Here is a 13,235-nt window from a genome sequence, read left to right as displayed (position 1 = left end):
ATCGGACAGAGCCCCGCGCCCCTCAGGTACAGCACGGTCGCCGTCCGTGGAGCGCGCCGGACCGGCCTCAGCGGCCCGCCGTACTGATCTCGCCCATCGCGCCGATCCGGCCCAGCAGATCGACGATCCGGGCCTGGACGTCGTCGGTGGTGGAGCGCTCGGCCAGGAAGAGGACCGTCTCCCCGGTGCGCAGCCTCGGCAGCTCCTGCGGATCGAGGTCCACGGAGGTGTAGACGACCAGCGGCGTACGGTGCAGGCGGTCATTGGCGCGCAGCCAGTCCAGCAGCCCGACTCGGCGGCGGCGGATCTGCAACAGGTCCATCACCACCAGGTTGGGCTGCACGCTGCTGGCCCGGGAGACGGCGTCGCTCTCCGAGACGGCGTGCTCCACGTGCATGCCGCGCCGCTCCAGGCTGCTGATCAGCGCCGCCGCGATGTCCGGGTCGGACTCGACCAGCAGGACCCGGGCCGCGTGGTTCTCGCTGTCGCGCGGTGCCAGGGCGCGCAGCAGTACGGCCGGGTCGGCCCCGTACGCGGCGTCCTTGGTGGCCTGGCCGAGACCGGCGGTGACCAGGACCGGCACCCGCTGGTTCAGCGCGGCCGTCCGCAGGGACTGGAGGGCGGTCCGGGTGATCGGGCCGGTCAGCGGGTCCACGAACAGGGCTGCCGGGTAGCCGGAGACCTGGGCGTCGACCTCCTCCCGGGAACGGACGATCACCGGACGGTAGCCGCGTTCCTGGAGCGCGGCCTTGGTGGAGGGGTCGGGTTCGGGCCAGACCAGCAGACGGCGCGGGCCACCGTCCACGGTGGGCGTCACCATGGTCGGGAAATCGGGCATCGCCGGGTTCGCCGGGTTCGGCGGCGTCTCCTGGCCCGGCCCCTCGGCGCTGGAACGGGCCAGCTCGGCCATCGGCCGTGGGGGCGTACGAGGCTCCACGTGCGCCGGAGCGTCGGGAGCACTCACCGGCGCGGGCAGTGCCGGACGCTCGCCATTCGCCGTCGGCCCCTGCGCCTGACCCGCCGCCGGTCCGGACGTCTGCCCGGGCGCGCCCGCCGCCTGCGCGAACGCCTGTGGGAAGGCCGAGGCGAAGCCGCCGAGCGGACGCGGTGGCGCCAGTTCGCCCAGCCCACTGCCGACCGGCTTCGCCTGATCGCTTGCCGCCCGTTGCTCGGACGGCTGCCCGCCGCCCTGCGACTCCTGCTGCCCCAACGGCACCGGCAGCCCGGCACCCGCCTGGGGAGCGTTCGGCTGCCCGAACGGCACGGGAAGCCCGGCCGGTTCGGTCGAGGGCCGTGCCGGGGCCTGCTCAAGAGCGTTCGGCCTGCTGGGCTCGAGCGCGGTACCGGCGGCTGCCGGGTCCTCCGCCGGGGCCTGCGGCTGCGCGGGGAGGGAAAGCCTCCGGCGGCGCCCCGTCGGCTGCGGCGGTGCGGCCGGTGCCGGCGGTGCGGCGGGCGTTGCCGGGAGAGCGTGCTCCAGGCCGGGGTACAGGGGTGTACCGGGCTCGGGGACGCCAGGCAGGGACAGTGCGCTCGAAGGCTCGTCGCTCGCGGGCACGCCACGGCGCCGCCGGCCCGTACGTCCACGCTCGTCGGCAGCCGGGGTCTTCTCCACCGGCGTACCGGGCGCGTCGGGCCCGGCGGAGTCGCCCGGCCCCAGGGCGAGCGGTCCGCGTGCGCTCGCCGGGCTCGGGCCGTCGTCGGCTGCGGCAGCGCCGGCCGCACTCGGGCCCGCATCGCCGTTCCCGGCCTCGGTCTCAGCCTCGGCGGTGCCGGTGCCGGTGCCGGTGCCGGATGCCGAGCCCGCGCCCTTGTCCGGCCCGCCGTCACTGCCGCCGCCCTCGGGTGCGCCGGCCCGGTCCGCCCGCCCGCCGTCGGCCGCCGTGCCAAGTGCCGTACCGGCCGCCGTGCCGGCTGACGCGCCGGGTGCCGGCGGCATCTCGGGCAGGTCGGGCAGCATCGCGGTGTCCGTCTCCTTGGGGACGCTCCGGCCCCCGTCGGCCGCCGACTTCGCGGCCGCCCGCGCGGCCGCCGCCGGGTCCAGCGGCAGTTCGACCACGTAGGTCGTCCCGGCTCGGCCGGGCAGTTCATGGCGCTGCAACACGCCGCCGTGGTGCTCGACGGTGCTGCGCGCGATCGGCAGGTGTACGGGGCTGCTGGTGCGGGCGGGGCCGCGGACCTCGATCCGCGCCACCTCGCCGCGCTGCGCGGCGGCCAGCACCACCATCGGCGAGTCGCCGCCCACCGGAGGCAGTGCGGGCACACTCAGCGGGGCCCCGCTGCCGGTGCCGTCGGCGGTACCCGACTTGCCGTCCGTACCGGCCCCGGGAGCCGCGGCCACCGTGTGGCCGATCCCGCTGACGTCGGCCACCAGGTGGGCCAGGGCGCGTGCGAGCCGTTCCCGGTCGGCGGTCACCTCGACGGCGGCCGCGTGCACCGAGTACCGCACCCGTCCGGCGCCGACCAGGTCGCCCGCCAGCTCGACGGCCCGCTGGACGACCTTGTCGAGGCCGACCGCCGAGCGCTCCAGTGCCCGCTTTCCGGACTCGACGTCGTTCTCGAACTTCTGGTGCGTCAGCACCCCGTCTATCAGCGTGCCGAAGCGGCGGCACTCGTCCGCGAGCCGCCGCAGTGTCCAGTTGGCCTCGGGCCAGAGCTGCCCGGCGGGGTCGGCCGCGAGTGCGTCGATCCGGGCGTGGAGGGCGTTGAGCGCGCTGCCCAGTTCGCCCTCCAGCACCGCCGTCAGATGCTCGTTGCGGGCGATCAGCGCGAGTTCCCTGGTCCGGTCGGTGAAGGTCATCACCGCGCCGACCAGCTGCTCGCCGTCCCGGACCGGAGCGGTGGTGAGGTCCACCGTTACGGGGGTGCCGTCCTTGCGCCAGAGCACGGCCCCGCGCACCCGGTGCTTACGGCCCGAGACCAGGGTGTCCAGCAGCGCCGAGCCCTCCAGTGCCAGTGGGCTGCCGTCGGCCTGGGAGTGCTGGATGAGCGGGTGCAGCTCGCGTCCGCCGAGCTCGCTCGCCCGGTAGTCCAGGATGTGCGCGGCGGCCGGGTTGACCAGGACGACCCGGCCTTCCAGGTCGACACCGAGCACGCCTTCGGCGGCGGCCCGCAGGATCATCTCGGTCTGCTTGTGCTGCCGCCGCAGCTCGGCCTCGACACCGAGCCGGCTGGAGAGGTCGCGGACCAGGAGCAGCAGCAGGTCCCGGCTGCTGGAGCCGGAGTCCCGGTACGGGTCGAAGCCGCCGCCCGTGTAGGAGCCGCCCGCGCCGTCGTCGGTGAAGTCGTTGCCGGACACCTCGACCGGGAAGGTGGAGCCGTCGGTCCGTCGGGCCGTCATCCGGACCGGGTGCTCCAGGCCCTCGGACTCGTTGGCCGCAGGGCGCATCGACCCGGGGATCCGGCTGGGGTCGAACTCGGGCAGCAGGTCGAGCACGCCGCGCCCGACCAGCGAGGTGCCGGGGGCCTGCATGGCCTGAACGGCTGCCTTGTTGGCGTCCACGACGGTGCCGTTGCTGTTGACCAGCAGCAGCGCATCGGGCAGGGCGTCGAGTATTGCGGCGAGGCGAGCAGCGCCTCGGATCGGCCTGCTGCTCACGTCGACAGGTCTCCTCACGGCTTGCGTCACTGACGGTTGTGTCGTCACGGCGTGCGGCTCGCGGCTCGCGCTCTCCTCGGGAGACCGAAGTATCTCATTCTTCTTTGCGCTGCGGATGACCCGCCTAGTAACGTTGTCGGTGGTTGGTGTCAGAGCCTCTGGCTGTGGCATCATCGCATTCGCACGGAGTGCACCGGCTCGCCGGTGCGGTTCGCGTGGAGGAGGCTTCGCCTAGTCCGGTCTATGGCGCCGCACTGCTAATGCGGTTTGGGCCTTAAAGCCCATCGAGGGTTCAAATCCCTCAGCCTCCGCCTCGGAAGGGCCCCGTCGGCAACATGCCGACGGGGCCCTTCGTGCACCCGGTGGCAATGGATTTCGTCCCAGGTCGAGGGTCATGTAATGTTGTCCACGCAACGCCCCGCCGGCCAGTCCGGCAGGGCGAGCGCTCATAGCTCAACGGATAGAGCACTTGACTACGGATCAAGAGGTTGCAGGTTCGAATCCTGCTGAGCGCACCAACCATCGCGAAGGCGCCCCCTCGGGGGACGTCCCTAGCGCTCATAGCTCAACGGATAGAGCACTTGACTACGGATCAAGAGGTTGCAGGTTCGAATCCTGCTGAGCGCACCAGCCGAAGGCCCCGGACGAGAGTCCGGGGCCTTCGTCGTTCTCCCGTCGCAGACTCAGCCGAGTTCGGTGCGGTTGATCCAGGGGATGTTGCGCCGGTCCAGGAACCAGTCGGACGAGGACAGCGGCCGTGCCCGGTTGAAGGTCAGCGGCACCGGGTCGTGGCGGATCAGCTCGGGCTCGGCGTCCAGGTCGAGCAGCAGTTCGGCGATGGAGGGCGCCAGGTCCGGCGGGCCGCTGAGGCGGATGTCGTGGTCGGCCAAGCTGCCGCAGCGGCGGAGTCCGTCGCGCAGCAGCCGCACCGCCCGCTCCCGGCCGCTGCCGTGGGCGGGGGCGGCCGGCACCACCGTGAGCCACGGGTGCCGGGCCGCCAGCTCGCGGACCGCGTCCAGGTCGTACTGGTCGGTGTCGTCCCGGGCGGCGAGGAAGACCGTGGTCTCCGGGGCCGTGCAGGCCGCGCCGGTTGAGCCGGTCGCGCCGGCTGCGGCCCAGGCGGCGCGCTGCTCGACCAGGGCCTTGATCTGTGCCCAGCCGGTCCCGCTGGCCACGGCCAGCAGCGGACGCACCGAGTACGGGTCGAGGACGGCGTCGCCGACCGGCGGGCCGAGCCGCAGCCGCTCGCCGGGCATCAGATCGTTGACCAGGACGGGGCTGAGCAGCCCGTCGGCCACCCGCCGGACGTGCAGCTCCAGGGTGCCGTCGGGGCGCGGGGCATTGGCGATCGAATACGGCCGCCAGACCCGGGGGCGTCGGGGAGAGCAGAGCGAGAGGTACTGACCGGCCAGGAAGGGGTACGGCCGGTCGGGGCGCAGGGTGAGCCGTACGACGTCGGGCGCCGCCCGGTGGCGGGCCGTCACCTCGGCCTCCCACCATGCCGGGTCCTCGACCGTGGCGGCCTCGATCATGACCTGGGAGATCACCGTGTACGCCTCGCTCCACGCCTTTTCGATCTCGGGCGTCCAGGAGTGGCCGGAGAAGTGCCGGACGGCGGCGATCAGGCTGGCGCCGACGGCCGGGTAGTGCTCGGGCGCGGCCTGGAACTTGCGGTGGTCGCGGCCGAGCGCGCGCAGGTAGGCGGTGAGCTGTTCGAGGTTCTCCAGCCGGAGCACGATCTGGGTCAGCGCGGCGAAGAGGCGGTCGCGCTGCTCGGCCATCTCGGCCGGGAACAGCGACCGGATGCCCGGGTTGTGGGCGAACAGGTGGGCGTAGAAGTACTTGGCCAGGTGGTCGGCGCGGTACTCGACGACGGCGAAGCTGGCGCGGACGACCGCGGGGTCGAGGGGCACCGCGCGGTCCTCAGCCGCTGGTCTCGGCGCCGTGCGGTTCCACCGTGGTGCAACTGCTCTGGATGAGAACGGGAATAATCGTCACGGCTGCTGACTCTACTGAGGCGGCGCCCAATTCGAACAGGCGGAACTGGTGAATGGGCGGGCATCTGCGGCCGGCGTCCGGTTGCCGCTGCTCGGGAATGGCCGGAAAGTACCGGTGACGGGTAGGTCCCGTGCTGTTCGGCGAATTGCCGCCGGTCGGGTGGCAATGGGCATCCATCCAGGTGTCGCAGTATGCCGGACTCGCGATCGTGATTCCCTTTTGTCGGATGTTATGGCTGTCAGAACCCATGTCCGTGGCGCCTGTTGGCGGCAGACGTCCGTAAGGAGGGCCGGATGAGCCGACAGTTCCGCCGTACCGCACCAGCGTCCTGCTCGAAGCAGTGCGGGCCGGTTGCGCGCAGGCGTCGAGGAGTCGGCCGGGCCGCCGCCGCGCTGGCCACCGCTCTGCTGCTTGGCTGGAATTCGACGGTTGCACCGGACTTCGCCGCTGCGCAGCAGACACCGGGCACCTGGAGTGTCGAGCGCCGTGCCGTGCTGCCGTCCGGTCTGGCGGTGGAGATGGAATTCTCCCCCCTCCCCGGCGTGAGCTCCACGGCGACGCCCGGAAGCCTCGCCGCCCGCACCGGAACCGCCTCGGGTGGAACCCGCCCGGGTGGAATCGGCCACAGAGGAAACGAAAATGGCGGAAAAGGCTCCGCCTCCGGGGCTTCGACTCCCGGAACACAGAGTTCCGTTTCCTCGGATTACGCCGACGGGCTGCGCTCGGGAGAGCCGGCCGAAACCTTCCGGATCGCCGAGGAGCGCCCGCAGGCCGACGGCTCCTGGCGCACCATGGGCACCCTGCGGATCTCGTTCTCCCGTGCGGTCCGCAACCCCCGCCTGCACCTCAGCGGTCTGGCCGGGCTCGCCACCGGCAAGACCGCTCCGCCGTCCGCCCCCGTCCTCGCCCTGCCCGAGTTCACCAACGACCCGGGACTGCTGCTCACCGGCACCGCCGACCCGGACACCACGGTCTCCGTCACCGACGCGCCCGCCGCCCCGGGCGCCGCCCGCAGCGGCGGCGAACTGTGCAGTACGGCGGTCGCGGCCGATCGCACCTGGTCCTGCCTCCCGGTCGAGAACCTCGCCGACGGTCGGCACCAGATCACCGCCACCGCCGTGGACGAGGCCGGAAACCGCACCGCCGGCACGCCGGTGACCCTGGTGGTGGACACCGCCGCGCCCGAGCGACCGACGCCGCCCCCGGACTCGCCAGGTGCACCGGACACCTCGGCTGCCCCGCCTGCCCCGCCCGCGTTACCCGCGATGCCCGCGATGCCCGAGCCGCCGTCCGTGCCCGTCGAGGCCGTTCCGGCTGTCCCACCGGCGCCGTCCGATCCTGTCCCGGCGGCGACCCGGGAAGCTCCTGCCTCCACGGCCTTGCCGGGAGATCCCAACTCGGCTTCCACCGGGCGGAGTCCGTCCGGTAGCCCACCGCCGTCCGTGCCGGCGCCGCCAAGCCCGTCCGGGGCACCTTCCGCTGTGCCGTCGGGATCTCCCGGCAAGGCCGTCGAGGGGCCGGCCAGCGCGCTCGCCGCTCCGCCAGGCACTCCGCGGACAGCCGTCGCACGCCGCTCGGCCACGGACGGTTGGCGCAGCGTTCTGTGCGCCGGGCTTCTCGTCCTCTCCGCCATCGGTCTGGTGACCCGTCGGATTCTCGGACGCGGCTCGGGCTCGCGCAGGCGCTGACGGAGTGCCGGAAGGCCGACCGTCGCAGACGGCAGCGGGGTCTCCTGCATTCGATGTCCCTTTGATGACCTTTCAACCTGGCCTGGGTCCGGCACTGAGCTCGTCGGGTCCAGGCCGTCCATCGCGCGCCACACCGACCAGAGGATCTGCATGGACATCACCCGCGACTCTTCGCCGCGTCCCGACTCCTGGCCGCAGTCCCAGCCCGAGCCGACGTCGGCCGAATCCGCCCAGCTCCGCCGGGCGGTGGCCGAGGCGGTGGCCGCGGCGGTGGTCAAGCCGCTGATCAAGGCGCACCCGGTGCCGGTGGAGGACGAGGTGGACGGACCCGAGACCCTGCCCCTGGTGCTGCATCCGGTGCCGGTCGAGAGCCGGAGGCCGAGCGCCGGTTCGTCCGCCGACCCGAGGCCCGTCACCGCCGGAGCGGCCCTGCCGCCGTCCGACGCGCGCGACACGCCCGGCCGGGGCCGGTCCGAGCGGGCGGATGCGCCGAGCGAGCCGCACACCGCGCGTCGTCCGCCCCGCAGCGACCCGTCGTTGCGTGAGCAGCGCGCCCGGTCCCTGCCCGGCTGGCTCGCCGTGCTCGCGCTGCTCGGTTCCACCGCCGCGCTGCTCCTGGTGCTGGCCCGGAGCGGTGTCACCCCGCAGTTCGCCGCGTTGCCGGACCTCCGCGGTGCGGCCGCCAAGGAGAGCGGGCACGCCGAGATCGACGGCCTGGCGATCGCCGCCGTTGGCGCGGTCGCCCTGGTGAAAGTGGTCACCTTCGCCGGGCTGCTGGTCAACGCGGGCGGTCAGACCCGGGTGCTCACCCGCTGGGGCCGCTACCGGGGTACCGTCCGCCGCACCGGTCTGGTCTGGGTCAGCCCGCTGCTGCGCCGCCGCCGGGTCGACGTCCGGCTGCGCCACTGGCGCAGCGAGCCGGTCGGTGTCGCCGACGGGACGGGGACGCCGATCGTCGTCCGCCTGCTGATCGTCTGGCGGGTGAAGGACACCGCCCGCGCGGTGCTGGGCATCGCCGAGCACGAGGAGTATCTGCGCGAGCAGGCGCACGCGGTACTCACGCGCACCGCGTCCGCGCTGCCCTGTGACGGGGACTCGGCTCCCGGGCCTGCCCTGCGCGCCGGTCAGTGGTTCTCCGACGAGCTGACCCGGGCGCTGGCCGCCGAGGTGGCGCCGACCGGGATCGAGGTCTACTCGGTGCAGCCACTCTCCCTCGACTACGCGCCCGAGGTGGCCGACAGCATGCGCCGCCGTCGGCTCGCCGACCTGGACGCGAGCCTGCGTACCGTCCTGGTCGACGACGCGGTCGAGACCGCAGCCTTCGCCGTACGGCGCCTGGAGCGGGCCACGGCGCACGAACTGGACGAGGCGGGCCGCCGCTCGCTCATGGAGCAGCTGCTGCTCGCCTTCGTGGCCCCCGCCGGGGTCACCGCCCCGGTACCCGGCTCGGCCGCCCGGGCCGGTCGCCGGGAAGGGAAGAGTGCATGACGACAGCCACCGACGCGCCCCCACCCCTCGCGTCGAGCCGATGCGGCGGGTGGGGGCGGCGTCCGTCACGGGCGCTCGCCACCTGGTCGGCCGCATTCTCCTGGCCCTTGGCGTTGGAATGGACGAAGGCGAGGGCGAGCGGGTCCGGTGCGAGGGAGCTCAGGATGCCGTCCACCCACCGGTCGTTGCTGCACACGTCGTGGTCGGTGCTGGAGCCGTAGAGGTCGACGAAGGTAGCCCGGTGCTTGCTGCTCGGCTCCGCCATCACGGCGTTGAGCGGTTCGAGGACGTCGCGCCGCAGCCAGTGGAGGTCCTGGAAGGTGATGGTGCCGAAGTTCAGCAGCTCCCTGCTGTCGCCGGCCTGGGTGTCGCCCCAAGTGCATGCAGCTGAAGGGTGCTTGGGGAAGATCGTGGGGTAGCCGACCGTGAGCAGCCTCGCCCCGGGTGCCTTGGCGTGGATCCGGTCGCAACCCCGGGGTGCTGTCCACAGGCTGTGGACAGCACCCCGGTGGACCGTCCACAGCCCGTGCAGCCCGTGGCGGCAGCGCCCGGCGGGCCCGTCAGACGGAGGCGGACTCCAGGAGGGCCAGCTCCTGCGCCGTCAGCCGCAGCCGGGCGGCCGCCAGCAGCGGGGGCAACTGCTCGACCGTACGCGCGCTGGCGATCGGCGCGGCGACCGTGGGCTGGGCGGAGAGCCAGGCCAGGGCGACGGTGGCGAGTTCCACGCCGTGGGCCTCGGCGACCTGGTCCAGGGCCGCCAGCACCTTCGGACCGCGCGGGTCCTCCAGGTAGCGGGCGGCACCCTGGGCGCGGGCGCTCTCGACCGCCCCGCCGTCCGGCCGGTACTTGCCGGTGAGGAAGCCCGAGGCGAGCGCGAAGTACGGCACCGCCGAGAGACCGTGGGTCGCGACCGCCTCGGCCAGCGGGCCCTCGTAGGTCGAGCGCGACACCAGGTTGTAGTGCGGCTGGATGGCGACGTACGCGGCGAGGCCCTCGCGCGCGGCGAACTCCAGCGACTCGGTGAGCCGTTCCGGGCTGATGTTGGAGGCGGCGACCGCCCGGATCTTGCCCGCCTTCACCAGCTCGTCGAGTGCGGTGACGAACTCCTCGACCGGGGTCTCGGGGTCGTCGCGGTGGGTGTAGAGCAGGTCGATGTGGTCGACACCGAGGCGGCGCAGCGACTCCTCGGTGGCGGACCTGATGTTCGCCGCGTTCAGGCCGCTCGCCTCCGGGTGCGCGCCCACCTTGGTGGCCACCACGATGTCCTGACGGTTGCCCCGGCTGCGCAGCCAGTTGCCGATGATGGTCTCCGACTCGCCGCCGGTGTTGCCGGGCACCCAGGCCGAGTAGACGTCGGCGGTGTCGACGAAGTTGCCGCCGCCGGCCGCGTAGGCGTCGAGTACGGCGAAGGACTGTGCCTCGTCCGCGGTCCAGCCGAAGACGTTGCCGCCGAGCGACAGCGGGGAGACGGCCAGGTCCGACGTGCCGAGGGTCACCCTGTGGGGAGCGTCACTGTGATTGTCGGTCATGAGCGGATTCAACCTGATCCGGGCGCGCTCTCATCCCGACGCGGCCAAGTCTTCACGAGCTTGTCGTACGCGAGTTGTGTGAGCCGCTCGTCGGACGGGGCCGGTTTCTGGACGAGTTGCGGACGTGTCGTGGCCCGCTCACTCCTGTGGGGGTCCGGGGTGTCCTTTGACCTGCCGGGTTGGCTAGAGTCCCTGCCATGGCTGACAACGACTACGACCCCGCCGGCAGCACCCAGATGTTCCGGGCGTTCGTGGAGGAGACCCCCGCTCCCCAGGCCCCGGGTTCCGTGTCCACCTACGGCAGCTCCAACAGCGGCCGCACCGGTCTGATCGTCGGCATCGCCGTCGTGGTGATCGCCGTGGTGGGCGCTGTGATCTGGCTCGCCGTCAAGTAACCACTTCACCGTATCTCCCGCGCCTGGCGGCCGGCCTCAGCAGGCCCCCGCCAGGCGTCCAGTCCGAGGTGCTCGGCCATCGGGCCGGGATCCAGCGCCTCGGCCCGGCCGGGGAGCTGTGTGATCGTCAGATTGTGCTCGATGCGCGGTACCGCCTGTCCGCCTTGGCGGACGGGGTCGGCCGAGCGCACTCGCCGATCTCGTTGCACTGCTCGTTCGCCCCGGAGCCGAACCGGCCGACCGGTAGTGGTACGGCCGGTGGCAGCCGGTCCTGTTGACGCGGTGGACCGCCCTCCGCCCCCGGTGCGCAGTGCGATGACCACGGCCGCGCTGGTCCTCGACGTCGTACCCGGGCATTCTCACCGACCGGTCCACGGGGCCGTTCAGCTGCGACTTCACACCCGCCGACGGGCTCACGCGCTCTGCCGCGACAGCTCCACCGGACCCCGCGCACACGCGGCGACTCGACCCCCCCAGGGCAGGCCCTGCCACGGCCGACCGCCGTCAAACGGCCGCCCCCTACACTGATCGGGTCGTACGAATTTCGCACTTCATCTTCGTACTCCGTCCCCAATCCGACCATCGCCCGCTCTCGTGCCATCCCCGGACGACCGTGCCCCTGGAGGACACCCCGTGACCCAGCAGACCACCGAGACCGCCCGCAGCCTCGGCCTCAAGGGGGCGGCCAACGCCCGCGACCTCGGTGGCTACCGGACCAGCGACGGTCGTACCCTGCGGCACGGCATCGCGCTGCGCGCCGACGCCATGAACCGGCCCACCGGGCAGGACCTGGCTGTCCTCGGTGCGAGCGGCCTGCGCCGGGTCGTCGACCTGCGCAGCCTGGAGGAGGTCCGCGAGGCCGGCCCCGACCGGATCCCCGGTCTGCCCGTCGCCGAGCTCGACGGCGCCGACGAGGCCAAGCTGCTGGCCCCGGTGGACTCCGCCGAAGAGGGCGGCCCGACCCTGCACCATGTGCCGATCTTCGCGGCCGACTTCGACATCTACATCGCCATGCGCAACGCCCTGGCCGACTGCGACGCCGACAAGCAGCGCGCGATCCTCGGGGACGGCAAGGCCGGGCAGATGATGGTCGGCCTCTACCGCTGGTTCGTCACCGACCCCGTCGCCCGCGGGCGCTTCGCCACCGTGCTCCGCCTGCTCGCCGAGCCCGACGGCGCGCCGATGCTCTTCCACTGCTCGGCCGGCAAGGACCGCACCGGCTGGGTCGCCGCCCTGCTGCTCACCGCCCTCGGCGTCGACCGCGAGACGGTGTTCGAGGACTACCTGCTCACCAACGAGCGCTCCGCCGCGCTGATCGAGCACATCGTGGACAGCTTCGGCACCCGCGGCCTGATGAAGGACCCCGGCCTGCTGCTCCCGGTCTTCCGTGCGGAGCGCAGCTACCTGGAGGCGGCCTTCGAGGAGGTCGCCACCGGCTGGGCCTCCTTCGAGGAGTTCTGGCGGGACGGCCTGGGACTGGACGACGACGTGCTGGACGGCCTGCGCCGCAACCTCCTCACCGACTAGCCCCTGGCTGAAACCCGCCGACTGAAGCCCGCTGCGGGCCGGGCCGGTCAGCTCTCGCTGATCAGTCCGGCCCGCAGCTGGGTCAGTGTCTTGGTGAGCAGCCGGGAGACGTGCATCTGCGAGATGCCGATCTCCTCCCCGATCTGGGACTGCGTCAGATTGCCGAAGAACCGCAGCATGATGATCCGCCGCTCGCGCGGGGGCAGTTTGGCCAGCAGCGGCTTCAGCGACTCGCGGTACTCGACGCCCTCCAGCGCCAGGTCCTCGTAGCCGAGCCGGTCCGCCAGCGGGCCCTCGCCCTCCTCCTCGCCGGGTGTCGAGTCCAGCGAACTCGCGGTGTAGGCATTGCCGACGGCCAGGCCCTCGACCACGTCCTCCTCGCTGACGCCGAGGAAGGCGGCCAGCTCCGCCACGGTGGGGGAGCGGTCCAGCTTCTGGGAGAGCTCGTCACCGGCCTTGGTCAGCGCGAGGCGCAGCTCCTGAAGGCGCCTGGGCACCCGGACCGACCAGCTGGTGTCCCGGAAGAAGCGTTTGATCTCGCCGACCACCGTCGGCATCGCGAAGGTCGGGAACTCCACCCCGCGCTCCGGGTCGAAGCGGTCGATCGCCTTGATCAGGCCGATCGTGCCGACCTGGACGATGTCCTCCATCGGCTCGTTGCGGCTGCGGAAGCGCGCCGAGGCGTACCGCACCAGCGGCAGATTGAGCGCGATCAGGGTGTCCCTGACGTAGGTGTGCTCGTCGCTGCCGGGCTCCAGCGTGGCCAGCCGCCGGAAGAGCGAACGGGAGAGCGTACGGGTATCCAGCGACCTGCCCTCGGGCAGGGCGTCGGGCGCCAACTCCGCAACGGCCCCCGGTGCCTGAACCCCGGGCACCGGCGGTGTATGACTCTGTTGCACAGGAATCTCGGCGACTGTTGTCGTGCCCTGGATCGCGGCAGCGCCCAGCTCTGCGGACATGCACCCCACCCCCTCGTGACTGACAGTACAACGGGCACTACCGAGCGACAGTTCCC

Annotated in this window: 11 protein-coding genes and 3 tRNA genes; 7 read left to right on the top strand and 7 right to left on the bottom strand. The window is 72.7% G+C overall.

Going from position 1 to position 13,235, the window contains the following annotated elements; translation table 11 throughout:
- Nucleotides 1–67 precede the first annotated feature (67 nt).
- The gene (locus P3T39_RS02345; protein WP_280695557.1) at nucleotides 68–3,595 is read right to left on the bottom strand and encodes a PAS domain-containing protein; all 3,528 of its coding nucleotides are present in this window, start codon (nucleotides 3,593–3,595) and stop codon (nucleotides 68–70) included.
- Nucleotides 3,596–3,815: 220 nt separating this feature from the next.
- Between P3T39_RS02345 and P3T39_RS02340 the strand changes: the two genes are divergently transcribed.
- From P3T39_RS02340 to P3T39_RS02330, 3 genes are all read left to right on the top strand, one after another.
- Nucleotides 3,816–3,906: transfer RNA gene (locus tag P3T39_RS02340), tRNA-Ser, on the top strand.
- 131 nt (nucleotides 3,907–4,037) lie between these two features.
- A tRNA-Arg gene (locus P3T39_RS02335) sits at nucleotides 4,038–4,113 on the top strand.
- A 36-nt stretch (nucleotides 4,114–4,149) separates the two neighbouring features.
- Nucleotides 4,150–4,225, top strand: a tRNA-Arg gene (locus tag P3T39_RS02330).
- Nucleotides 4,226–4,278: 53 nt separating this feature from the next.
- Here P3T39_RS02330 and P3T39_RS02325 read toward each other — a convergent pair.
- Nucleotides 4,279–5,508 (bottom strand): globin domain-containing protein, encoded by a 1,230-nt coding sequence (locus tag P3T39_RS02325; protein WP_280695556.1) that lies wholly within the window; start codon nucleotides 5,506–5,508, stop codon nucleotides 4,279–4,281.
- Nucleotides 5,509–5,518: 10 nt separating this feature from the next.
- Nucleotides 5,519–5,842, bottom strand: a complete 324-nt coding sequence (locus tag P3T39_RS02320) for a hypothetical protein (RefSeq protein WP_280695555.1) — start codon at nucleotides 5,840–5,842, stop codon at nucleotides 5,519–5,521.
- Between the two features lie 44 nt (nucleotides 5,843–5,886).
- Between P3T39_RS02320 and P3T39_RS02315 the strand changes: the two genes are divergently transcribed.
- Nucleotides 5,887–7,281, top strand: a complete 1,395-nt coding sequence (locus tag P3T39_RS02315; RefSeq protein WP_280695554.1) for an Ig-like domain-containing protein — start codon at nucleotides 5,887–5,889, stop codon at nucleotides 7,279–7,281.
- Nucleotides 7,282–7,431: 150 nt separating this feature from the next.
- Nucleotides 7,432–8,769, top strand: coding sequence for an SPFH domain-containing protein (locus tag P3T39_RS02310; RefSeq protein ID WP_280695553.1), 1,338 nt, complete (start codon nucleotides 7,432–7,434; stop codon nucleotides 8,767–8,769).
- Here the strand turns inward: P3T39_RS02310 and P3T39_RS02305 are convergent.
- Both P3T39_RS02305 and P3T39_RS02300 read right to left on the bottom strand, forming a co-directional pair.
- The gene (locus P3T39_RS02305) at nucleotides 8,708–9,034 is read right to left on the bottom strand and encodes a hypothetical protein (RefSeq protein ID WP_280695552.1); all 327 of its coding nucleotides are present in this window, start codon (nucleotides 9,032–9,034) and stop codon (nucleotides 8,708–8,710) included. The genes P3T39_RS02310 and P3T39_RS02305 overlap by 62 nt on opposite strands.
- A 295-nt stretch (nucleotides 9,035–9,329) precedes the next feature.
- A complete protein-coding gene (locus P3T39_RS02300) occupies nucleotides 9,330–10,298 on the bottom strand; it encodes an aldo/keto reductase (protein WP_280695551.1) in 969 nt (322 codons plus the stop codon).
- 197 nt (nucleotides 10,299–10,495) lie between these two features.
- On the opposite strand from P3T39_RS02300, the gene P3T39_RS02295 reads away from it, so the two are divergent.
- Complete coding sequence (locus P3T39_RS02295) at nucleotides 10,496–10,693, top strand: hypothetical protein (RefSeq protein WP_280695550.1); 198 nt, start codon at nucleotides 10,496–10,498, stop codon at nucleotides 10,691–10,693.
- A gap of 5 nt (nucleotides 10,694–10,698) precedes the next feature.
- On the opposite strand, the gene P3T39_RS02290 is transcribed toward P3T39_RS02295, so the two are convergent.
- Nucleotides 10,699–10,884: a hypothetical protein gene (locus P3T39_RS02290; protein ID WP_280695549.1), complete on the bottom strand. Its 186-nt coding sequence runs from the start codon at nucleotides 10,882–10,884 to the stop codon at nucleotides 10,699–10,701.
- Nucleotides 10,885–11,326: 442 nt separating this feature from the next.
- Between P3T39_RS02290 and P3T39_RS02285 the strand changes: the two genes are divergently transcribed.
- Nucleotides 11,327–12,220, top strand: coding sequence for a tyrosine-protein phosphatase (locus P3T39_RS02285; RefSeq protein ID WP_280695548.1), 894 nt, complete (start codon nucleotides 11,327–11,329; stop codon nucleotides 12,218–12,220).
- Between the two features lie 47 nt (nucleotides 12,221–12,267).
- On the opposite strand, the gene P3T39_RS02280 is transcribed toward P3T39_RS02285, so the two are convergent.
- Complete coding sequence (locus P3T39_RS02280; protein ID WP_280695547.1) at nucleotides 12,268–13,095, bottom strand: RNA polymerase sigma factor SigF; 828 nt, start codon at nucleotides 13,093–13,095, stop codon at nucleotides 12,268–12,270.
- Nucleotides 13,096–13,235: the final 140 nt, after the last annotated feature.

It is taken from the genome of Kitasatospora sp. GP82 (assembly GCF_029892105.1).
Classification (GTDB): domain Bacteria; phylum Actinomycetota; class Actinomycetes; order Streptomycetales; family Streptomycetaceae; genus Kitasatospora.
Note: the sequence above shows the minus strand (reverse complement) of the source record. Positions and strands in the feature narration are given on the sequence as shown.